Source organism: Mesorhizobium yinganensis, from assembly GCF_040081985.1.
In the GTDB taxonomy this organism is placed as follows: Bacteria; Pseudomonadota; Alphaproteobacteria; order Rhizobiales; family Rhizobiaceae; genus Kumtagia; species Kumtagia yinganensis.
Genome location: NZ_JBEBMH010000011.1, coordinates 137,570 through 158,458 on the forward strand (window position 1 = coordinate 137,570; position 20,889 = coordinate 158,458).

Annotated in this window: 18 protein-coding genes; 5 read left to right on the top strand and 13 right to left on the bottom strand. The window is 63.9% G+C overall.

All coding sequences use genetic code 11. The features are described 5' to 3' along the window. Positions 1-76: 76 nt before the first annotated feature. The 7 genes from ABMA59_RS20525 to ABMA59_RS20555 all read right to left on the bottom strand — a co-directional run bounded on the left by ABMA59_RS20525 (position 77) and on the right by ABMA59_RS20555 (position 7,788). Positions 77-2,080: a CocE/NonD family hydrolase gene (locus ABMA59_RS20525; RefSeq protein ID WP_349007242.1), complete on the bottom strand. Its 2,004-nt coding sequence runs from the start codon at positions 2,078-2,080 to the stop codon at positions 77-79. Positions 2,081-2,183: 103 nt separating this feature from the next. Then, positions 2,184-3,125 carry an alpha/beta hydrolase gene (locus tag ABMA59_RS20530; RefSeq protein ID WP_349007243.1) on the bottom strand — a complete coding sequence of 314 codons (942 nt, stop codon included), beginning with the start codon at positions 3,123-3,125 and terminating at the stop codon, positions 2,184-2,186. 114 nt (positions 3,126-3,239) lie between these two features. Further along, positions 3,240-3,653 carry an acyl-CoA thioesterase gene (locus tag ABMA59_RS20535; protein ID WP_349007244.1) on the bottom strand — a complete coding sequence of 138 codons (414 nt, stop codon included), beginning with the start codon at positions 3,651-3,653 and terminating at the stop codon, positions 3,240-3,242. Further along, positions 3,650-4,585: a 3,5-dioxohexanoate:acetyl-CoA acetone transferase gene (gene kce / locus ABMA59_RS20540; protein WP_349007245.1), complete on the bottom strand. Its 936-nt coding sequence runs from the start codon at positions 4,583-4,585 to the stop codon at positions 3,650-3,652. Before kce ends, ABMA59_RS20535 begins: the two co-directional genes overlap by 4 nt. Positions 4,586-4,613: 28 nt before the next feature. Beyond that, positions 4,614-5,723: an ABC transporter ATP-binding protein gene (locus ABMA59_RS20545; protein WP_349007246.1), complete on the bottom strand. Its 1,110-nt coding sequence runs from the start codon at positions 5,721-5,723 to the stop codon at positions 4,614-4,616. After that, the gene (locus ABMA59_RS20550; RefSeq protein ID WP_349007247.1) at positions 5,720-6,454 is read right to left on the bottom strand and encodes a GntR family transcriptional regulator; all 735 of its coding nucleotides are present in this window, start codon (positions 6,452-6,454) and stop codon (positions 5,720-5,722) included. Before ABMA59_RS20550 ends, ABMA59_RS20545 begins: the two co-directional genes overlap by 4 nt. Beyond that, positions 6,454-7,788: an aspartate aminotransferase family protein gene (locus tag ABMA59_RS20555; protein ID WP_349007248.1), complete on the bottom strand. Its 1,335-nt coding sequence runs from the start codon at positions 7,786-7,788 to the stop codon at positions 6,454-6,456. Before ABMA59_RS20555 ends, ABMA59_RS20550 begins: the two co-directional genes overlap by 1 nt. 122 nt (positions 7,789-7,910) lie before the next feature. Here ABMA59_RS20555 and ABMA59_RS20560 point away from each other — a divergent pair, with 122 nt between their 5' ends. The 5 genes from ABMA59_RS20560 to msrA all read left to right on the top strand — a co-directional run bounded on the left by ABMA59_RS20560 (position 7,911) and on the right by msrA (position 13,990). Then, entirely contained in the window at positions 7,911-8,966 is a 1,056-nt protein-coding gene (locus ABMA59_RS20560) for an ABC transporter substrate-binding protein (protein WP_349007249.1), read from the top strand. 20 nt (positions 8,967-8,986) lie between these two features. Next, entirely contained in the window at positions 8,987-10,207 is a 1,221-nt protein-coding gene (locus tag ABMA59_RS20565; RefSeq protein WP_349007250.1) for an ABC transporter permease, read from the top strand. After that, entirely contained in the window at positions 10,204-11,010 is an 807-nt protein-coding gene (locus tag ABMA59_RS20570; RefSeq protein WP_349007251.1) for an ABC transporter permease, read from the top strand. The genes ABMA59_RS20565 and ABMA59_RS20570 overlap by 4 nt, the downstream gene beginning before the upstream one ends. Before the next feature lie 171 nt (positions 11,011-11,181). Beyond that, positions 11,182-13,272, top strand: a complete 2,091-nt coding sequence (locus tag ABMA59_RS20575) for a 3-hydroxyacyl-CoA dehydrogenase NAD-binding domain-containing protein (protein ID WP_349007252.1) — start codon at positions 11,182-11,184, stop codon at positions 13,270-13,272. 199 nt (positions 13,273-13,471) lie between these two features. Continuing rightward, on the top strand, positions 13,472-13,990 hold the full coding sequence (gene msrA / locus ABMA59_RS20580; RefSeq protein ID WP_349007253.1) for a peptide-methionine (S)-S-oxide reductase MsrA: 519 nt from the start codon (positions 13,472-13,474) through the stop codon (positions 13,988-13,990). A gap of 461 nt (positions 13,991-14,451) precedes the next feature. Here the strand turns inward: msrA and ABMA59_RS20585 are convergent, their stop codons facing one another. From ABMA59_RS20585 to ABMA59_RS20610, 6 genes are all read right to left on the bottom strand, one after another. Then, positions 14,452-14,595, bottom strand: coding sequence for a hypothetical protein (locus ABMA59_RS20585; RefSeq protein ID WP_349007254.1), 144 nt, complete (start codon positions 14,593-14,595; stop codon positions 14,452-14,454). Positions 14,596-15,010: 415 nt separating this feature from the next. Next, entirely contained in the window at positions 15,011-16,105 is a 1,095-nt protein-coding gene (locus ABMA59_RS20590; protein ID WP_349007255.1) for an ABC transporter ATP-binding protein, read from the bottom strand. Positions 16,106-16,182: 77 nt separating this feature from the next. After that, a complete protein-coding gene (locus tag ABMA59_RS20595) occupies positions 16,183-17,325 on the bottom strand; it encodes an extracellular solute-binding protein (protein WP_349007256.1) in 1,143 nt (380 codons plus the stop codon). Position 17,326: 1 nt separating this feature from the next. Further along, on the bottom strand, positions 17,327-18,160 hold the full coding sequence (locus ABMA59_RS20600) for an ABC transporter permease (RefSeq protein WP_349007257.1): 834 nt from the start codon (positions 18,158-18,160) through the stop codon (positions 17,327-17,329). Then, complete coding sequence (locus tag ABMA59_RS20605; protein ID WP_349007258.1) at positions 18,157-19,041, bottom strand: ABC transporter permease; 885 nt, start codon at positions 19,039-19,041, stop codon at positions 18,157-18,159. Before ABMA59_RS20605 ends, ABMA59_RS20600 begins: the two co-directional genes overlap by 4 nt. Positions 19,042-19,123: 82 nt before the next feature. After that, complete coding sequence (locus tag ABMA59_RS20610) at positions 19,124-20,263, bottom strand: FAD-dependent oxidoreductase (protein WP_349007259.1); 1,140 nt, start codon at positions 20,261-20,263, stop codon at positions 19,124-19,126. Between the last annotated feature and the right edge of the window lie 626 nt (positions 20,264-20,889).

Below are 20,889 nucleotides of genomic sequence, written 5' to 3' on the forward strand. Positions count from 1 at the left end.
CGGAAAGGGACAAGGCGATTTGCGACATGACGTGGCGTAAATTGCCATGCGCCGCTGGCCCAACGCGCAAATCGGTTCAGATGTGATCACGCGGCACCTCCTCGCGAAAATCCTTCTCATACACCAGCACGTCATCCTCATACGCTTCAATGCGGCCGGTCAGATGGAAGGTCGTGGCATCGGAGCGCATGGCGGAAAAAGTTTCGGTGCGCAGCGACCAGCCGTCGCGCTTGTGAATGGCGGTCCAGTGCGTCACGCCGCGCGCCGACAACGGATCATTCGGATGAATCGTCCAGCGCTCGCGGGCGACGCCGCCATTGATCAGCCCGTGGTCGGCATCGCGGGTCTCGCCGAAATCGTCGACGATGGCGAGCGTCACCACGCCGGTTCTGTCGTCGCGCTCGACCTTGCGGCTGTTGCTCGCCGGCCGGATCGTCTGCGTGTTCCACGGCCGCGCGGCTTCCGGCTCCTCGAACGACACCTCGTCCCCCTGGCCGCCCGCACGTTCCGGCAGATCGATGCTGCCGGTAAGAATGTTCAGCGTCACCGGCTCCGGCGAAGGCCAGACCAGCGGCCAGTAGGCCGACGAGACCGCGACCCGCAAGATGTGCCCCGCCGGAACCTGGTAGGCGATGTCATCGAGCTTGAAGGTGATGTTCATCGGCAAAGTTGGCTTGATCGCCTTCGGCGTCTCGTGTCCCTCGCGATGACAGAGATTGAAAACCCCGTAGGTGATCCTGGTCGACGACCCGTCCGGATGAACGTCGCACAGGCGCACCGCGACCATCGCGGCCGGCCTGTCCGCAAAAAGCGTGAGCTTCACGACCGGCGCACCGACGATGTCGATGGACGAGCTCAGCGCCAGGTCGAAACAGGCCGACTTGGCATCGTCCGCGCGCTGGTCGCCGGGCATTTCCGGGCCAAGCCAGATCGCACAATATTCGCCGCCCTCCATGCCGCAATCCTGCGGCGATTTGATTTTCGCGTTGACCACCTTCGCCGGCCCCTCCGAGAGTTTTCCGCCGGCGGCGAGGCTGAACGTCCGGGTCACGATGCCCGGCGACGGCCATTGGTGCTCGGCGATCCAGCGGCCCGGCCGCTCCTCGTACCAGTCGCGCGGCGGCACGGAGTCCATGAGATAGAGCCGCATTGCCGGATCGTTCTCGACGCCGGTTTCTTTTCCCTTCAGCCAGCAATCCCACCAGCGCAGAGCCTCCTGCAGAAAGCCGATCGCCGGCTTCGGCACGGCGAAATGCGGATATTTGTGGATCCACGGCCCGATAATGCCCTTGGTAGGCCCGCCTATGCCCTCGACGAGGCGCGCCACCGCGTTCTTGTAGCCGTCGCCCCAGCCGCCGACGGCCAGCGTCGCCGCCTTGATTTTCGAAAAATCCTCGCAGACCGAACCGCGCTTCCAGTAATCGTCACGCCGCTGGTGCCGCAGCCAGACCGCCGGCAGGAACGGTTCGTTCTCCAGCCGCTCCAGCCACATCTCCTTCCAGCTATCGCCGACGATCGCCGGATCGGGCGAGCGCGACGAGTAGGAGAGCATGGTCGAGCCCCAGCCGAGATTCTCGTTGAGCAGCAGCCCGCCCTTGTAGTGGATATCGTCGGCATAGCGGTCGTCGGTGGAACACAGCGTGATGATCGCCCTCAGCGCCTCCGGCTGTTTTGCCGCCACCTGCAGCGAATTGAACCCGCCCCAGGAAATGCCCATCATGCCGACCTTGCCGTTGCACCAGGGCTGCTTTGCGGCCCATTCGATGACGGCGACGGCGTCCTCCAGTTCCTGCTCGCTATATTCGTCCTCCATCAGCCCTTCGGAATCGCCGTTGCCGCGCATGTCGACACGGATGGAGGCGTAACCGTGGCCGGCGAAATACGGATGGGTGAGCGAATCGCGCGCCGTCGTGCCGTCGCGCTTGCGATAGGGCAGGTGTTCGAGGATGGCCGGCACCGGATCGTTTTCCGCATCGGCCGGCAGCCAGATACGCGCCGATAGCACGCAGCCGTCCGGCATCTCGATGCCGACATCCGGGTTCTCGACGATCTTTCGCGGAAACTGGGTGACGGTCTTCATGGCTTCCGCTCCGGTATGCTCGATGCCCCAGCCTAACCAAAATGGCGGGCCGCGAAAGGCCAGATCGCGCTTTGCGATGTCGTGCCGGCAAGACTCGGCCAACTCAGTAAGGCCATTCCCCTTTGCCGAGCGCGGAAACGGCATCGACGATACGGCCAAAACTCTCGCGGGCGCGGCCAACCGTGTGCCTGGCGCGAAGATAGCCGTGGACAAGGCCGGGTTCCTCCAGCCACCAGGCCTTACCGCCGGCCTCGACAATCTGCCGGCTGTAGAGGTCTCCATCCGACGACAGCGGATCGCATTGCGCGGTGATGACGACCGTTGGCGGAAGACCGGAAAAGTCATTGTCGGCAAGAGGATAGAGCGTCGTCACGTCGGCCGGCGTCACACCTCCGGTGCGGATGTCGCGATAGAATGCGAGATCTCGCGCCGTCAGCATCGGCGCATCGGCATGCTCCACATGCGAACGGCCCCTGCCCTCGCCGTCGAGGCCGGGATAGATCAGCACCTGCCCGACCGTTGCGCGCGCATGGCCGCGCGTGGCGTGACTGACAGCGGCGACCAGATTGCCGCCCGCCGAATCGCCGCAAAGCACGATCGGCTTGACATAAGCCGCCGCCCCCCATTCGAACGCGGCCAGCGCGTCGTCGAAGGCAGCCGGGTGACGATGCTCGGGCGCCAGCCGGTAATCCACCGAGACGACCTCATATCCCGTCCGCGCGCAAAGTTCGGCGCAGACATCGTCATGGCTGTCCAGCCCGCCAACGACAAAGCCGCCGCCGTGGAAATAAAGTACCATTGCCGCCGCCTCGGGGGCGGCGGTGCGGTAGATGCGGATGGGAATCTCCCGGTCGATCAGGGCAATGCTGGTGGTCTCGGCCGTCACGCCCTCCGGATAACCGGCGAAGAACTCCCGGCACATGCGGTCGTAAATCGCACGTTGCTGCTGGATCGTGAAATCGATCGTATCCGGCGGATAGAAGGAATTGGTGCGTTCGATGAACGCCCACGTCTCGGCGTCGATGATCTTGGAATAGTCGGTCATGCAAGCCTTGGAATGCGCAAGCCGCATCATAGGAACAGCGCCCGCCGCTGCGCAACCCGCTTTCGGATGTGCGCATCGGCCCGCCCCGCATCCGCGCCCGGGTCGTGCACCCGTTCAGACCACGAGCGCCAACGCCCTTTCCCTTGTCGCCGCATCGAGTACCACCTTGCCGCGCCGGCGTAGGTCGAAGCGCACCGTCACCGTGCGCATCAGCGCGTGCACCGCGCCGTCGAGCGTCCCGGACATCTCATGCGCGTAGGTCAGCGACGAGGTGCCGACCTTCTCCACCCGGCTGCGGATGGTGACCAGCGTGCCGACGGGCGTCTCGTGCTTGTAGTCGATCTCCATGCGCACATCCGCCCAGCCGAGCCCGGCCTCCGGATCCTCCTTGCCGGTGACGCGGCCGAGCAATTGAAAACTGGCGTCGTCGAACATCGCCACATAGTGGCGGACGTTCAGATGGCCCATCGCATCGCACATCCAGGGATGCACGACGCCGGCATAGGTGACGACGCCCTGCTCGCTCAAAACCCGACCTCGTTTCCGCCCTTCAGTTTCAGCAGGTCGCGCGCTTCCGCCGGCGTTGCAACGTCGAGCGACAGTTCGGCCAGGATGCGCCTGATCTTCGCCACCTGCTCGGCATTGCTTTTCGCCAGCGCGCCCTTGCCGGCATAGAGGCTGTCTTCCAGCCCGACCCGCACATTGCCGCCCATGATAGCGCCCATGGTGCAAAGCCCCATCTGGTGCCTGCCGGCGGCGAGGATCGACCAGAGGTAGTCCTTGCCGAACAGCCGGTCGGCGGTGCGCCGCATATGCATCATGTCCTCCGGATCGGCTCCGATGCCGCCAAGGATTCCGAAGATAGTCTGTACGAACAGCGGCGGGGTCAACAGTTTCCGGTCGAGGAAATGCGCCAGCGCGTAGAGATGGCTGACGTCGTAGCACTCGAACTCGAATTTTGTGCCATAGGCCTGTCCCACCTCGACGATGATGCGCTCGATCTGGTCAAAAGTGTTGGACACGATGCTCTTGGTCGTGTTCTCCAGATACGGCTTTTCCCAGTCGTATTTCCAGGTCGGAAACTTGGACGCAGCCTGGGAGAGCACGAAATTCATCGATCCCATATTGAGCGAGCAGAGTTCGGGTTTTGCCACATGGGCGGCTGCCAGCCGTTCCTCCAGCGTCATGCCAAGGCCGCCACCGGTTGTGATGTTCATGACCGCGTCGGTCTGCTGCTTGATGCGCGGCAGGAAGTCCATGAACAGCTTGGGATCGGGCGACGGTTTTCCGGTCTCCCGATCGCGCGCGTGCAGGTGGATGACCGACGCGCCGGCTTCCGCCGCCCCCACCGCCCCGTCGACGATCTCGCTCGGCGTGATCGGCAGATAGGGGCTCATCGTCGGCGTATGCACCGAGCCGGTGACGGCGCAGGTGATGATGACTTTCCGAGACGCTTCCATGTTTCCTCCCATTGGCCCCATCCGCGCATCAGGGATCGAGCGCGAGGCAATCCTGACTGCGCCAGCCGAGCCGGATCGCCGTTCCCGGCGGCAGCGCGGGCAGCGACGGCGTGTTGGCGAGCTTGACGATGAACGGCCGGCCGCGGGCCGCGCGGGCGACCAGCCTGATGTGATCGCCGACATAGACGGACTGAACGATCGTCGCCGGCAGTTCGTTTGCGGGCGCGGCCGCGCCATCCGGGACCAGCGCGATGCGTTCCGGGCGAACCGACAGCATCACCGCGGCACCCACCGGGAACCGGTCCTGCGGCGCGACCGCCTGTAGCGTGCCACCGCCATCGGCGAGCGCCACCGAGAGTTCGCCATTCCCGGTCACTGCCACCACCACGCCCGGCATGCGGTTGTTCTCGCCGATGAAACTCGCGACGAAACTCGTCTGGGGCCGCTCGTAGAGTTCGTTCGGTGTCGAAAGCTGCTGGACGCGGCCGGCATTGAAGACCGCGATGCGGTCCGACATGGTCAGCGCTTCCGTCTGGTCATGCGTGACATAGACGAAGGTGACGCCGAGCCTTGCGTGGATGTCCTTGATCTCGAACTGCATCTGCTCGCGCAACTGCTTGTCGAGCGCGCCAAGAGGCTCGTCCATCAGCACCAGCTTCGGCTCGAAGATCAGGGCGCGTGCCACGGCGATGCGCTGCTGCTGGCCGCCAGAAAGCTGGTCGGGCCGGCGCCCGCCGAGGCCCGGCAGTTGCACCATGTCGAGCACGCTTTTCACGCGCCGTTCTATCTCGTCCTTGCCCAGCCTGCGCACCTCCAGCGGAAAGGCGAGGTTTTCCGCGACCGTCATATGCGGGAACAGCGCGTAGTTCTGGAAAACCATGCCGATGCCGCGCCTGTTAGCCGGCACACGGTCGATACGCAGGCCGTCGACCAAAATCTCGCCCCTCGTCGGGTCCTCGAAGCCGGCGAGCATCATCAGCGCCGTGGTCTTGCCGGAGCCGGAGGGGCCGAGCAGCGTCAGGAACTCGCCGCGGCGGATTTCCAGATCGAGGTCGCGAACCGCCTGCACCGTCTCGCCATAGGATTTGCTGACGCCCCGGAATTCCACATGGGCGGTCGGCGAGACGGGAGCGCTCATTTCCCCGCCCCTCTCGGCGCGCGGCGGCGCGGCGAAGCAGGGCGCGGCTGAAGCGGAACCGGTGCGGCTGCAGCGCGCAGGATAATGTCGGCCGCCTCGCTGAGATCGGCGACCAGTGCGCGGCGTACCGCCTGGCTGTCGCCGCGGCGAAGGCCGTCGATCATCTCGTCATGATGGATGAGACCAAAGACATAGGCCGCGTCTGTGCGCACGATGTTCAGCAAGGGGCCGGCGCGCAGCCACAGCTTTTCGATGATCTGCTGGAGCATCGGCGAGCGCGCCGCGCCGTAGAGCATGAAATGGAAGCGCCGGTTGAGCGTGAGGTAATCGGCCAGGGCATGGCCGTTGACGCATCGGTGCAGGCGTTCGTTGATGTCGGCCAGTTCTTCGATCTCCTCCGGCGAGATGGTCGAGGTAGCCCATTCGGCCGCCGTGCCCTCGACGCTGCAGCGTACGCGCACGAGTTCGGAAATCCGCGCCACCGTCGCCTCAGGCACGATGACCCCGCGATTGGGATGGTCGAACAGCGCCTCGTCGCTGACCAGTTGCCGGAACGCCTCGCGCACGGGCATGGCGCTGGTGCGAAATCGTTCGGCGATCTGCCGTACGACCAGCCGCTGGCCTGGCAGGAAATCGCCATTCATCAGCGCCTCCTTCAGCCCCGCATGGACGCGCGCATGCGCGGTCTCCTGGGAGCCTCCGCCCGACGCCCCTTCCCTGTGATCCAGCATCAAGCGGCCCGCGACGGCAACACCTGCCGGTTGCTCGCCAGGAAGTCGTCGAAGGCTTCGACGAAACCGACAAGTTCCGCGTCGCCGAAGGGCAGCGACAGCGCCAGCATGCCGCGCGGCGTCACATAGTAGCCGCGCAGCATCATCTCGACATGCCAGAGCGCGATCAGCGACGGGTCGGCCGCGTCCAATGGCGCCGGCGTGTCGACCGGTCCCTTGACGAAATGCAGGTTCATCAGCGAGCCGCGGCCGAGCACGATGCCTTCCACGCCGTGTTTCTCGAGCGCCGCGTTCATCGCCTCGCGCAGCCTGTCGCCGCGCCGGTTGACGGCGCGGCTGGCCTCCTCCGTCAGCACCTTGGTCAGGCCGGTAAAACCCGCCGCCATGCTCAAAATGTTGTTGTTGAACGTGCCTCCATGCGAGAAGGCGCCGGGCGAGGCAGGGTCAAAACGGTCGATCAGGTCGGCGCGTCCGCCGAAGCCGCCGAAGCTCGCGCCGCCGCCGATATATTTGCCAAGCGTCACGAAGTCAGGATGGATGCCGTGCGCGCCATGCAGTCCGCGATAATCGAGACGCGAGGTCATCACCTCGTCGAAGATCAGCAGCGCGCCGACCTCGCGCGTCGCGTCACGCAGCGCCTGCAGAAAATCGCGGTCGGCCGGAATGCATCCGCCACCGCCCATCATCGGCTCAATGATCACCGCCGCGAGGTCGTCCGCATGCTCGCGGATCAGCGCCACCGTGCCATCGATGTCGTTGTAGTCGCCGAATATGAAAGGAAACGGCAGGTTGAGCGGCGAGCCACCATGCGCGAAGGTCAGCACACCGCCGTGGTAGCCCTCCCGGAAGGCCAGCACATTCGAACGGCCAGTGATGGCGCGAGCCGCCGATATCGCCATGATGTTGGCTTCGGTGCCGGAATTGCAGAAGCGAACGCGCTCGATGGCCGGGAAACGGTCGACCACCGCTTCGGCAAGCCGCGCCTCGTAGCGGTTCGGCGCGCCCAGCATGATGCCGCCCTGGATGACCTCGACCAGCGCGGCTGCGATCGTCTTGTCGGAATGGCCGTAGAAGCCGGCTGAATATTCCGAAACGAGGTCGACATAGGTGTGGCCGTCGAGATCGGTGACCCGGCATCCCTCGCCGGAAACGAAGGAGACCGGGAACGGCCGATACCAGAGCACGGCTCGGGTGTTGCCGCCGGGCAGCGAGGCCGAGGCCCGCCTGTGGCGCTCCAGGCTGAGGGGATTTTCGTCGGTAAAACGCTGCCGCGCTTCGGCCAGGACGGAATCCAGGCTGATGTTCCGGCGCACTTCCGCACTGCCTTGCAGCATTCGATCAAATCTCCACGGCTTGGCCACTTTTTTTCAGGTTATCTCAAATAAGTCTTGCGTATCAATCCGTTTCGCGCAAAAAATTTGATCAAATATGTCGCGTCAAAACAAGGGGAACTGCAATGATGACATATCTGCGAACTGTTTCCGCCGTCGCGCTGTGCCTGGCAGCGACGACGCTCACCGCATCTGCCGCCGACCCCATCACGGTCGTCGGCTGGGGCGGGACGTGGGACAAGGCCTACAAGGACGGCGTCTGGGACAAATACACTGAACAGACCGGCACGCCGATCGTCCAGGAGGAATGGGGCGGCGAGGTCGCCAAGGTGCGCGCGCAGGTGCAGGCCGGCAACGTCACCTACGACGTCGTCTCCACCGAGGCGCCGGGCATGGAGATCGGCTGCGCCGAAGGCCTTTTCGTGCCACTGACGCCCGAGATCACCGGCGATCCAGCCAACTACCTGCCCGGCACGCTGCATGAATGCGGCGTCGCCTCCGACACATGGGCGACGATCCTCACCTACAACACCGACGTGTTCAAAGGCGACAGCGGTCCGAAAAGCTGGGCCGATTTCTGGGACGTCGAAAAATTCCCCGGCAAGCGCGGCGTCTATGCGCAAGCGCAGTTCACGCTGGAAAACGCGCTGATGGCCGACGGCGTGAAGCGCGAGGACATGTACAAGGTGCTGCGCACGCCGGAAGGCGTCGACCGGGCTTTCGCCATGCTCGACAAGATCAAGCCGCATGTGGTCTGGTGGTCGACGACCACACAGGGCATCCAGAACCTGGACAGCGGCGAAGTGGTGATCAGCGACCAGTTCAACGCCCGCATCACCAACGAAGTTGTGAACGAGAAGAAACCCTACGCCATCGTCTGGGACGCCGGTTTCTTCTACGGCACCGACTATTGGGCGGTCGTGAAGGGCGCGCCGCATGAGAAGGAGGCCGTAGAATTGCTGAAGTGGTTCTCGATCCCCGAAAACCAGGCCGGTTTCTCGAAACTCTACGCCTACGGCACCGGCCGCAAGGAAGCAGCGGCGCTGATCCCTGCCGACTGGTTGCAGAACCTCCCGACCTCGCCTGACCATATCCAGTTTGGCGCGGCCTACGACAATGATTTCTGGACGGAGAACAAGGAAGCGCTGGAGGAGCGCTTCAAGGCCTGGCAGGCGAAATAGCCGGCTGGCGAAACAGGCGTATGGCGGCAACGGCCGGACCCACCGGGCGGCAGCATCGGCAGAGCGGGATCCTCGCGCTGCTGGTGCTGCCGCTCGTCCTTTTTGTCGTCGTCGTGTTCCTGTGGCCGGCCGCGCGTTTCCTGGCCCTGTCGGTCGACAATTCGGACATCTCCGGCAACCTGCCCCGCACCATCGCCGCGCTGTCGGGTTGGACACCGGAAAGCGGTTTGCCGGACGAGCCTGTATTCGCGGCGCTGGTGGAGGACCTTGCCGAGGCGAAGCGGGCCGGGCGCGACGGCGTGCTCGCGCAACTCGTCAACCAGCGCATCGTCGGCACCCGCTTCCTCGTCATCAAGACCGCCAAGGACGCGGCCGAGGGCAAGCTCGACATGCGCCCGATCAGCGAAAGCCTGCTGCAAAAATATCCCGGCTGGGACAGTCCCGCGCTGTGGCGGGAGATTTCGCGCCAGAAGAGCGCCTTCACCGACTATTACCTGCTGAACAGCGTCGACCTGATGCGCGGCGCCGACGGCGGCATCGTCCGCGTTCCGGCGGAACGCGCTGTCTTCCTCGATGTGCTATTGCGCACCATCTGGATATCAGCGGTCGTGACGGTGATCTGTGCGCTGCTCGCTTTGCCGCTGGCGCAGGCGATCGTCAGCGCGCCGCCGGCGTGGTCGCGGCTGATGTTCGCGCTGATCCTGTTCCCGCTGTGGACATCGCTGCTGGTGCGCACCGTCATCTGGATCATCGTGCTGCAGAAGAACGGCCCGGTGAATTCCGCCCTGCTCGGCCTCGGCCTCGTCGGCGAGCCTTTGAACCTCGTCTACACGCGCTTTTCGCTCTACGTCGCCATGGTGCAGGTGCTGCTGCCGATGATGGTGCTGTCGGTCGTTTCCATCATGCGTCGCGTGCCGGCGACCTATATGCGGGCCGCACTTTCGCTGGGCGCTCCCTGGTTCACTGCCTGGCGGCGCGTGCAATTGCCGCTGATCATGCCAGGAATCCTTTCAGGCGCGGCGATCGTCTTCGTCTTTGCGCTCGGCTACTACATCACGCCGACGCTGATCGGCGGCCCGACCGACCAGATGGTGTCGAGCTACATCGCCTTCTATACCAACAACACTCTGAACTGGGGCCTTGGCGCGGCCTTGTCGCTGCAACTGCTGCTCATCCTGGCGCTGTTTGCCTTCCTCTACTGGACCGCGAGCGCACTGCTACGCCGGAGGGCCGCGGCATGAGCGCCGAAGCCGCGCGAAAATGGCTGATGTACGGCTACGCGGCGCTGCTGCTTGCCTTCATCATCCTGCCGCTGCTGATCGTCGTGCCGATGTCGCTGACCAGTTCCAACGCGCTGGCCTTCCCGACACCCGGCTATTCGCTGCGATGGTATCAGGAACTGTGGATCGACCGGCGCTGGCCGAACGCGCTGTGGAATTCGTTGGTCATCGGCCTGTCGACGACGCTGCTGTCCTCCATTCTCGGCATTCCGGCGGCGATCGGGCTGGCCTGGGGTAACTTCCCCGGCAGGAAGCTGATCTACGCCATCATCGCCGCCCCGCTGGTGGTGCCGGTGGTCATCGTCGGCGTCGCCGCGTTCTCGTTCTTCGCCGCCCTTGGCCTGGTCGGCGGCAAGCTGCCCATCGTGCTCACGCACACCGCCATGGCTGTGCCGGTCATGCTGACCACGGTGACGGCGAGCCTGTCCACCTTCGACCGCACACTGGTGCGCGCCGCCCAGTCGCTCGGCGCCGGCACGCTGCGCACCTTCTTCAAAATCATCCTGCCACTGGTGGCGCCCGGCGTTGTCACCGGCGCGATCATCGCCTTCATCATCTCTTTCGACGAGGTGGTGGTGGCGAGCTTTTTGTCGACCGGCGCCGAGCGCACGCTGCCGCGCATGATCTTTTCGGGCGTGCGTGAATCGATCAGCCCGGCCATCGCGGCGGTCGCGGTGCTGCTGATCATTTTCTCGGCGATCCTGCTCGCATTCATCGCCTGGCTGCAAATCCGTGCCCAGCGCCTGCGGATGCGAGCGACATAGGAGTCGCATCCTCGGCCCGGTCCAAGCTGCGGTTGCAGCCGAAAACCAGCGAAAACAGCAGCCGGCATTTGTCGGGATGCTCAAGGTCGATTACACCAGCAGCCGATAGCATCCGGATCGTCCGGCCAACCCCCCGTGGTTCTCCCCATCAACCCGACCGCAAGCTTGACCATGACCGACAGCCTTTCCCAGCATCAGGAACCGAACGGCGAAGCCCCCGCGGTCCACCTCGAACCCGACGGCGATATTGCCTTCATCGTCATCGACAACCCGCCGGTCAATGCGAGTTCTGTCGCCGTCCGGTCCGGCCTGCTGGATGCGATCGAACGCCTTTCGGGCGATGCCGGCATCAAGGCGGGCATCATCATCGGGGCGGGCAGCACTTTTGTCGCCGGCGCCGACATCAAGGAATTCGGCCGGCCGCCCTCGCCGCCGGAACTGCCCACGGTTCTTGCCGCGATCGAAGCTTGCCCCAAGCCGATTGCCGCCGCCATCCACGGGGCAGCCCTAGGCGGCGGCCTGGAACTCGCGCTCGCCTGCGACGCCCGCGTCGCGCTTGCCGACGCCATCGTCGGTCTGCCGGAAGTGACGCTCGGCATCATCCCCGGCGCCGGCGGCACGCAACGGCTGCCCCGCCTGACCGGCATCGCCACGGCGCTGGACCTCGTCACCTCTGGCCGTCGCATCGGCGTCCGCGAAGCCGCAAAACTCGGCATCATCGACCGTGTGGTCGAAGGAAAATCGCTGCGCGACGGCGCGGCGGCGTTTGTCCGCGCGCTCCCCGGCAAGCGGATCGTCGCCGACCTCGGCGTTCCGCCGGAGACCGATGAGGCCATAGCGCAGGCCGAGCAGAGAGCGCTGAAATCGGGGCGCGGACGCGAAGCTGTCGCTGAAGCGGTTAAGGCCGTGAAGAATGCCGCCGTGCTGCCAGTGCGCGAAGCGCTGGCGCAGGAACGCGCCGCCTTTCTGCGCCTGCGCGACAGCGAGGAAGCGGCGGCGCTGCGCTACAACTTCTTCGCCGAGCGGCAGGCAGGAAAACTCGACGGCCACGCCAGGGCGCGGCCTATCAACTCCGTCGGCGTCGTCGGCGCCGGCACGATGGGTGCGGGAATCGCCTCCGTCTGTGCAGCCGCCGGCCTCGGCGTCATCCTGGTCGACGCCAATACAGGCGCGCTAGAAGCCGGGAAGGGCCGCGTGTCGACGGCCCTGATCGACCTGCATCGCGTCGGAAAGCTGAAAGCCGCATCGGCCGAAGCGGCTGCCGCTCACGTCACTTACGCCGACAATATCGCAGCGCTTGCCGGCGTCGATCTGGTCATCGAGGCCGTGTTCGAGGATCTGCAAGTCAAGACCGACGTGTTGCAGCGTCTTGCGGCGACAGTTCGCGCCGACGCCGTCATCGCCACCAACACCTCCTATCTCGACCTCGACCAACTGGCCGAAGCGACGCACCGGCCGGCCGACGTCATCGGCCTGCATTTCTTCGCACCGGTGCACCGCATGCGCCTGCTCGAAGTGGTGCGCGGCGCAAAAAGCGATCCGACGGCGCTGGCGAGCGGCGTCTGGCTGGCGAAGACGATCGGCAAGCTGCCGATTATCGCCGGCGTCTGCGAAGGCTTCATCGGAAACCGCATCTACACGAGATACCGCGCGCAATGCGAATACATGCTGGAAGAAGGCGCGCTCCCACAGGAACTCGACGCGGCAATGGAAGACCTCGGCTTCGCCATGGGTCCATTCGGGGTGTCCGATCTGTCCGGCCTTGACATCGCCTGGGCGACGCGCAAGCGGAAAGCCGCCGGCCGCGATCCGCGCGAGCGTTATGTCGGCATAGCCGACCGCATTTGCGAGATGGGCCGGCTCGGCCGCAAGACCGGCGCCGGCTGGTACGATTATTCGGTCGGCTCCGGCCGGGGCGCGGTCGACCCGGTCGTCACCGAACTCGTCCGCGCCGAAGCCCTGAAACAGGGGCGGCCGCAGAAAATCCTCGCCAGGGCGGAGATGCAGGGCCGCGTGCTCGGCGCGATCGTCAACGAGGCAGCACTTCTGCTCGGCGAAGGCATCGCGCGTTCGGCGGCCGAGATCGACCTCGTGCTGGTCAACGGTTTCGGTTTCTCGAAATTTCGCGGCGGCCCGGTCTTCCAAGCCTCGCGCAAGGCACCGGCTGAAATCGAGGCAATGGTGGAAGCCGCGGGGCAGGCGACCGGATTCGGGTTCAAGCGAGGCGATGTGGGGTCGCTGATGGCAGGCGTCCCCAACTGAGCCGCGGCGGCCGATCTCGATACGCCGCCACCTCGACCGGTTCCTTTATCACCGCGCCGCCGCAAGCCGCCGCTGCGGTGTGACTGCGCGCAGATACCGGACTATCGGGAAGCCAAGACGCACTGGATTTGCGCCCTGACAATTCAAACAGGCAATGCCTATATTGAGACAAATCCAAACCCAAGGAGGTCCAGGGACCATGACAACCGAACGCGCAGTGCTTGCCGGCGGGTGCTTCTGGGGCATGCAGGATCTGATCCGACGCTATCCCGGCGTGATTTCCACGCGAGTCGGCTATTCGGGCGGTGACGTGCCAAATGCTACCTACCGCAACCACGGTAGCCATGCAGAAGCGATCGAGATCCTCTTCGATCCGGCGAAGATCAGCTTCCGCGACCTGCTGGAATTCTTCTTCCAGATTCATGATCCGACGACGCGCAATCGCCAGGGCAACGATGTCGGCGCAAGCTATCGCTCGGCGATCTTCTATGCCGACGATGAGCAGAAGCGCGTTGCCGAAGACACCATAGCCGACGTCGACGCCTCGGGTATCTGGCCAGGGAAAGTCGTCACCGAGGTGACGCCGGCCGGCGATTTCTGGCAGGCCGAACCGGAACACCAGGATTATCTTGAGCGCTACCCCAACGGCTATACCTGCCATTTCCCGCGGCCGAACTGGAGGCTTCCGAAACGCACGGAAATTCGCCGCGCCGGATAAGCGGTAACTGCCAACCCTAGCCGGCCTTCCGCTCCGACGGCAGTGCATTCCCACAAAAATCGGCACGGGCATAGCTGCCCGCGCCGACAACTGATGTCTCATCATCAATGGTGCTTGCCAAGTCGAGCCCCTACCTCGTGCTCGACTTAGGGCGGCGAACCTGCACGTTGACTGTCTTCCCGGGAAGGCTACATTATAGAAATATCAGTACTACTTCAGAAAATCATGTCGCGAATTCGATCTAGATCATCATGTAATATATTATATCTTGTCTGAAAACCACTTCAGCGCCTTCTCGAAACTTCCGAACTCGATGGTCCTGAGCCTCTTTCCGTCTTCGGTACGAATCGTCTCGATACCTCTGTAGAAAGAAATCGAGCCGTTACCACTCGGTACAGTCCATTGGACGCGATAGAGCACTTTGCTATCGCTCTCCCTGATGACCGTCTCGAAAGTATGTTTCATCGGGCCAAGCCAATAAATCTCATTCGTAAATCAAGCACCCCCTCAATTCTTGCTTTGCCTGCTTCATGGCAGTCGGCAACAAACGGAGATGTTTCAAAACGAGACTTATCCTGCGCGCGATGATCGATTTCGGTACCCAAGTTCCCTTTTCCCCCGTGGCCGGCGTGGACAAGACGGCAACAGGCAAGATGCGGGCCATCGAGTCCCAATATTCAGGGCGGGAATAGTTGAAGACCGCCGCGTGAACCGCGATTACTTGGCCGGCGCGCATCGAAGCGCCGGCCAAGGCGGCAAAGGTGTTGGGTGGGTGGGATGCCGCAACACAACGTGTCACGAATTATTGATCGCGCCTAGAACTACCAGGCTCATGAATTGGAGCTATCCCGGCAGCGAGTTCCTTGTCCACCAGCCTTCCTAGGTGGAAGGTCAGGGATAATGTCGATACATTGAGGCGCTTCTGCTTCGTTCTTCCATGGCGGCTGAGTTCACGAATTTCTCAGCCGCGACCCAAATGGCGGATCCGTGAACCAAGCGGGGAAAATCGTAATGCCGCGTCTATGACAATCTGCGTCCACGCGCCGGATCGAGCAGGACGCAACCCTGCGGGTTAAAGGTTACCGACACCTGTGCGCCTTCCGACCAGAGGTGTCCCGCGATAGGGTTGACGGCGCGGAGAACCGACGGCCCGCCTGCGTCGATCTCGTAGGCCACGTTGCCGCCGAGATAGGCGGCCGAGATCACGCGCCCGGGAAATGTGTTGACGCCGCCGTCCCTGCCGTCGGCGATCCGCAGCCGCTGCGGGCGGATGACGAGGTCGACGGCGTTTCCCGTCTTTAGCCCGCCGGGCGCCGCGACGGTGACCACGTGATCTCCCGCGATCGAGATTTCGGCGCTCTCTCCATAGACAGAACTGACCGTGCCGGCGACGATGTTGGCTTTGCCGAGGAAACTGGCGACGAACTTGGTGTCCGGCTGCTCGTAGACCTGGCTCGGCGTGCCGATCTGCTCGATCCGCCCGGCGTTCATCACCACGATCTGGTCCGACATCGCCAGCGCCTCCTCCTGATCGTGTGTGACGAAGATGGCCGTGATGCCGGTCTCGCGCTGGATCTTCTTGATCTCGCCGCGCATCTCCTCGCGCATGTTGGCGTCGAGCGCCGAAAGCGGCTCGTCCATTAGCAGCACTTCGGGCTCGAAGACGATGGCGCGGGCGAGCGCGATGCGCTGCTGCTGCCCGCCGGAAAGCTGGTGCGGAAGTTTCTTCTCGCTGCCGGGAAGCCGGATCATCTCCAGCGCGGCTGCGACTTTTCGGACAATATCGGCCTTTGGCACGTCGCGGTATTTGAGCCCGAACGCGACATTGTCGAACACCGTCTTGTGCGGGAAGAGCGCGTAGTTCTGGAACACCAGGCCGGTGTTGCGTTTGTAGATCGGCACCTGGTCGACACGCTTGCCGCCGATCGAAATCCTTCCTCCGGAAATCGCGACCAGGCCGGCGATGGCACGCAGCACCGTCGTCTTGCCGCAGCCCGACGGGCCGAGCAGCGTGACGAAGCGCCCCTTGCCGATCGAAAGCGAGAAGTTCTTCACCGCGCTGAATTTGCCGTAGTCGATGTCGACGCCCTGGAATTCGACTGCCGGACTGTCCATCCAATCCCCTCAAAGTCCGCGAGGAAGGGAACCGGGCCTTCACGACCCGGTTCCCGCCGATCCATGTGGTTGCGTAATTACGCGCCCTTGGAAATCCTGTCCCACTGCTTGGTCCAGGCATCCTCGTTCTCGGCCCAGTAGACCGGATCGGCGAAGGTCAGCGCCTTCATCTGGCCGGTCGGGTCGAAGGCCGGAAGCGCTGCGATCTTTTCGGTGAGCTTCACCTTGGTCGGGTCGAGCGACGGCGGATAGTTCTGGCCTTCCGCCACCGCGATGGAAGTCGCCGGATCGAGCATGAAGTTGATCAGTTCCTCGCATTCGGCCATCGGCGAGCCTTTCAGCACCAGCATGTCCTCCATCCAGGCATAGGAGCCCGCAGGATCGAGATAGCCGATCGGCTGGTTTTGCTGCTGCAGGGCGGCGACGCGGCCCGACCAGGCGTCAGTCACCACGATCTCGCCCTTGGTGAGCAGGTCCATCAGCTCGGCGCCGGAACTCCAGAACTTCTTGGCGAGGTCGCGCGTCTCCCGCACCTTGGCCCAGATCGCGTCCATGTCGGTGATCTTGTTGGGGTCCTGGCCGGTCGCCAGCGCGGCGTACCAGACGCGCGTCGTCATGTCGGCATAGCCGCCGACCTTGCCGGCATATTTGGGATCGGTGAGCAGTTTTGCGCCCTTCTCCTTCGCCTCCTCCGGCGAGATCACCGTCGTGTTGTAGGCAAGGCCGGTGGTTCCGTAATCGTAGGGTACGGCCGAGAGTTTCGGCGTGATCTTGCGGAACGGCTCGATCATGGCCGTCAGCACGTTGGCCATGTTCGGGATGTTGGCCTCGTTGATCTCCGAGTTCCAACCCGCCTGGACGTATTTGATGTAGTAGTTGACGCCCGAGGAGTGGATGATCTGGTAGTCGCCCTCCTTCGAGGTCTTCATCTTGGTGATGATCTCGTTCTCGTCGCCGAACGTCCCCTGCACCACCTTGACGCCGGATTTCGCCGTGTAGGGCTGGAAGGCAAACTTGTCGATCGCCTCTTGGACGACGCCGCCCCAGCCGTCGAAACGCACTTCGGTGGCGGCGGCGATGGCCCGCGTGATCCATGGCATCTGAACGCCGGCAGCAGCGGCCGCGGCGGCGGTCAGGCCGAGGAAATGACGGCGCGACAGGTCGCCATTCCCGTATCGCTCGGTCAGCCTCTCGAGTCTTCTGGTCTGTGTAAGCTTCATGTCAGTCTCCCATTTGTTGCTTTTGTGATTTCAACCCGGAAAGCAGCTTGGCGGCCAGGCCGCCCAGCAGCGGTATGCCGACGGTGATCACGATCATCAACGTGCCCAGCGCGTTGACCTCCGGGCTGATCGAGACTTTCAGCATCGACAATATCTGCGTCGGCATCGTCTCGACGCCGGCGGGCCGCCAGAACAGGCTGGCGGTGGTGTTGTCGAAAGAGATGGTGAAGGCCAGCAGCACGCTGGCGAACACTGCCGGCATCAGCAGCGGCAGCGTGATCTCTCGAAAAGTCGAGCCGCGCGGCGCGCCGAGCGACAGCGATGCCTCCTCATAAACCCGCCTTATGCCGATCAGCCGCGCCTGGATGACCAGCACGACGAAAGGCAGGGCGAGCAGGATGTGGCCGAGAAGCAGGATGAGATAGCTGCGCGGCTGGTCGATCGCCTTGATCATCACCAAGAGGCCGACGCCGAGGATGGTTTCGGGCACCAGAGCGGGGAGGATCGCCAGCGTATTGACAGCTGACTTTCCCGGGAACTCGAAGCGGACCAGCGCCAGCGACGCGCCGATGCCGATGAGTGTGGTGACCGCGGCGGTGACGAGGGCGATCCACATCGACGTCCGGAACGCCGTCAGCACGTTCTCGTTCTGCATCAGCACCTCGTACCAGTGCAGGCTGAAGCCGGTGATCGGAAAGCCGCCGAACATCGAGGCGTTGAAGGACAGCACCACCGTGGCGACGATCGGCGCGAACATGAAGATGTAGACGAGAAGCGTCATCGCGCAGGTGAGCCACCAGCCCCAGCGCCCCGACCCGTCGCTCGGCGCGTTCATGCGCTCATGCCCTTCATGATCTGCGACAGGCCCATGTAGCGGCTGTAGGCGACCGCCACGAGGCCGAGCAACACGAACAGCACGATCGACAGCGTCGCGCCGAGCGGCCAGTTCAACTGCCCCATGATCGTGTCGTAGATCAGATTGCCGAACAGCGCGTCGCGCGGCCCCCCGAGCAGTTGCGGCGTGACATAGCTGCCCGCCGCCAGCACGAAGCAGAGCAGGAGCCCCGCCGCGAGGCCGGGCAGCGACAGCGGCAAGGTCACCTCGCGAAACGCCTGCGCGCTGGTGCAGCCCATCGAGCGCGCGGCCAGGATCAAGCTGCGGTCGATGCCCTCAAGGCTGACATAAACGTTGAGGATCATGTAGGGCAGCAGGAAATGCACCAGCCCCATGATGACGGCGCCTTCGGTGTAGAGCAGGCGCAGGGGCTCGCTGATCAGGCCGAGATGCAGCAGCGTCGCGTTGATCAGCCCCTGTCCGCCGAGGATATGGATCCAGGAGAAGGTGCGGATGGTGAAGCTGATCCAGAACGGCACGATGAGCAGCAGGAGCAGCAGCCACTTGTGGCGGAAGGCCGTGGCCCATATGAAATAGGCTGGAAAATAGCCGAGCAGCGCGCAGATGATGGCCGTGACGATGCCGACGCGCACCGTCTTGAACAGGAAGCCGTGATAATAGCTGTCGGACAGGAATTCCTGCCAGTTCGCGAACGTCAGCGTCGCCTCTTCGATGCCCGCGGTGACGAAGGTGAAGAACGTATAGACCGCCATCACCGCGATCGGCAGGATCATCAGCACGACGATCAGGATGACGGTGGGAGCGGCGAGCGCCCATGCCAGGCGCCGGTCGTTGATGCTCCAGCCTTTCGCTGCGGCCATGCACTCCCCCGTTCCGCTGCCATCTTGGGGTATGCGGTCTGCTAAGGCAATGCGTGGCGTGGATTCGGCGACTATGCCAGCCTCAGCGGAGGATTGGGTCACTCGCCGTCACGGTGCGGTTCCGGACCGACGGCCGGTCAAGTCGGAACAGGGCGTTGGCCGGCTGGCCCTCGACCACATCGGCCACCAGCGGCCCAAGCGCGGGCCCGAACTTGAAGGCATGCCCCGAACAGCCGCAGGCGAGCACGATGGAGCCGACGCGGTCGACGACGAAATCGCCGTCCGGCGTCATGGTCCAGGGATGTCTCTGCGTCAGCTGCACGGTGCGCGGAAAATCCGGCATGCGCCGGTCGACCCAGCCAAGCAGCCGCGTCTGCTCCTGCAGATCGGGCTTCCATTCCGCGGCTTCCGGCTCCCACCCCTGCTGGCCCGAACTGAAGGCCAGCTTATAGCCGATGCCCGGTACCGGATGCCCATAGACGCCGCCCAGACCGTCCTCGTCGCCGCCCCATTCGCCGATGCCAGGAAGATCGACCAGCGCTGGCGCGGCGATGAACGTCACCTGTGCCACGGCGGGCGCGAGCGGAACCTCGATGCCGAGGTCGCGCAGGAGCGGACCTGACCAAGGGCCTGCCGCCACGACCACCGTCTCGGCCTCGAGCGTCCGCTTCTCCGTGACCACGCGCGTTGCGCCGCCCGTTTCCACCGCGACGACGCGTTCCGGTTCGTAGAGCAATACGCCGGATGCGAGCGCCCCGGCCTTCATGGCCGCCATCGCCTCGTCCGACAGCACCGTGCCGGCGTCGGGGTGGAACAATCCGACCTTCGGCTCGTCCAGCCGCAGATAGGGCAGCCGCGCGTACAATCCCGCCGCGCCGAGTTCCTCGATCGCGCCGCCTGCGCCGCGGACCGCCGAGACGATGCCGGCGAGTTTTTCCGGCAGGCCAAAATCGATCTGCCCCGTCAGATGCAGGATTTTTCGTCCGGTGGCGGCTTCCAGTCCGCGCCAGCGGCGGATCGCGTCGCTGGCGAGGTCCACGTAGAATGGATGGTCATAGGCGATGCGGATGCCCCGAGACCGGCCAGTGGACGAAGTCAGCGGATGGCCGCTGCCGAAGCGGTCGACGACCGCCACGCTGCGCCCGCGCCTGCGAAGCTCCAGGGCGGCCGCAAGGCCGAACACACCGGCGCCAATGACGACGACGTCAAAACTATTGCGCACGATTGCACCATTTTCCGATTTCTAGCGGGTAGCTTGTTTCGAGGCTCTCCTGCAAGCCGCTGGTGTTGAAAGACGGTGGCATTGTCCGGACCTACCCTGCTGTGTATCTCATGAGCTTCCAATCCCGGTTGCCCAATCCGGCTGACGAGCGGCAACGCATGAGCCTCGTAGCCCGTTGGCTTCTAACAAAGACTGGCCCGCCCTCGGCAACTTTGGCCCGAATGCCCCGGGAACGCCTTGTGGCCCGGCAGTGCCACCGAAGCGACGGCTCCGAGGAGCGCCCTTGTTCGGGTTACGTCGCCACAGGTCATATCTTTTCATACGTCGGGAATAAATGACCGACTCATCCGGTCAAGAGTACGTCAATCGAACCGCTCGTTCATCCTTCGTGGAATGTCGTGCAATCGCGCACAGTTGCCTTTGCAGAGTTTTCAAAGTCGAGGTCTCGAACATTCTTGTGCCACAAGCATCAATATCCGAGCTTGCGCCGTGGAAAGTCAGTCCATTTTGTTCTGCGATGGCATCCATCACACCGTCACCGGCCCGCTTGACACGGGGAGCCTTATGCCCCCACGCTCGCTGAAGCAGACGGCCATCCCATCCTCAACGGAATTTGTCTGTCTCGA

Excerpts from the sequence above, each read along its gene's own strand:
- ABMA59_RS20525 (WP_349007242.1), bottom strand. The coding sequence starts at position 2,080 with ATGAAGACCGTCACCCAGTTTCCGCGAAAGATCGTCGAGAACCCGGAT.
- ABMA59_RS20530 (WP_349007243.1), bottom strand. The coding sequence starts at position 3,125 with ATGACCGACTATTCCAAGATCATCGACGCCGAGACGTGGGCGTTCATC.
- kce (WP_349007245.1), bottom strand. The coding sequence starts at position 4,585 with ATGGAAGCGTCTCGGAAAGTCATCATCACCTGCGCCGTCACCGGCTCG.
- ABMA59_RS20545 (WP_349007246.1), bottom strand. The coding sequence starts at position 5,723 with ATGAGCGCTCCCGTCTCGCCGACCGCCCATGTGGAATTCCGGGGCGTC.
- ABMA59_RS20550 (WP_349007247.1), bottom strand. The coding sequence starts at position 6,454 with ATGCTGGATCACAGGGAAGGGGCGTCGGGCGGAGGCTCCCAGGAGACC.
- ABMA59_RS20555 (WP_349007248.1), bottom strand. The coding sequence starts at position 7,788 with ATGCTGCAAGGCAGTGCGGAAGTGCGCCGGAACATCAGCCTGGATTCC.
- ABMA59_RS20560 (WP_349007249.1), top strand. The coding sequence starts at position 7,911 with ATGATGACATATCTGCGAACTGTTTCCGCCGTCGCGCTGTGCCTGGCA.
- ABMA59_RS20565 (WP_349007250.1), top strand. The coding sequence starts at position 8,987 with ATGGCGGCAACGGCCGGACCCACCGGGCGGCAGCATCGGCAGAGCGGG.
- ABMA59_RS20570 (WP_349007251.1), top strand. The coding sequence starts at position 10,204 with ATGAGCGCCGAAGCCGCGCGAAAATGGCTGATGTACGGCTACGCGGCG.
- ABMA59_RS20575 (WP_349007252.1), top strand. The coding sequence starts at position 11,182 with ATGACCGACAGCCTTTCCCAGCATCAGGAACCGAACGGCGAAGCCCCC.
- msrA (WP_349007253.1), top strand. The coding sequence starts at position 13,472 with ATGACAACCGAACGCGCAGTGCTTGCCGGCGGGTGCTTCTGGGGCATG.
- ABMA59_RS20590 (WP_349007255.1), bottom strand. The coding sequence starts at position 16,105 with ATGGACAGTCCGGCAGTCGAATTCCAGGGCGTCGACATCGACTACGGC.
- ABMA59_RS20595 (WP_349007256.1), bottom strand. The coding sequence starts at position 17,325 with ATGAAGCTTACACAGACCAGAAGACTCGAGAGGCTGACCGAGCGATAC.
- ABMA59_RS20600 (WP_349007257.1), bottom strand. The coding sequence starts at position 18,160 with ATGAACGCGCCGAGCGACGGGTCGGGGCGCTGGGGCTGGTGGCTCACC.
- ABMA59_RS20605 (WP_349007258.1), bottom strand. The coding sequence starts at position 19,041 with ATGGCCGCAGCGAAAGGCTGGAGCATCAACGACCGGCGCCTGGCATGG.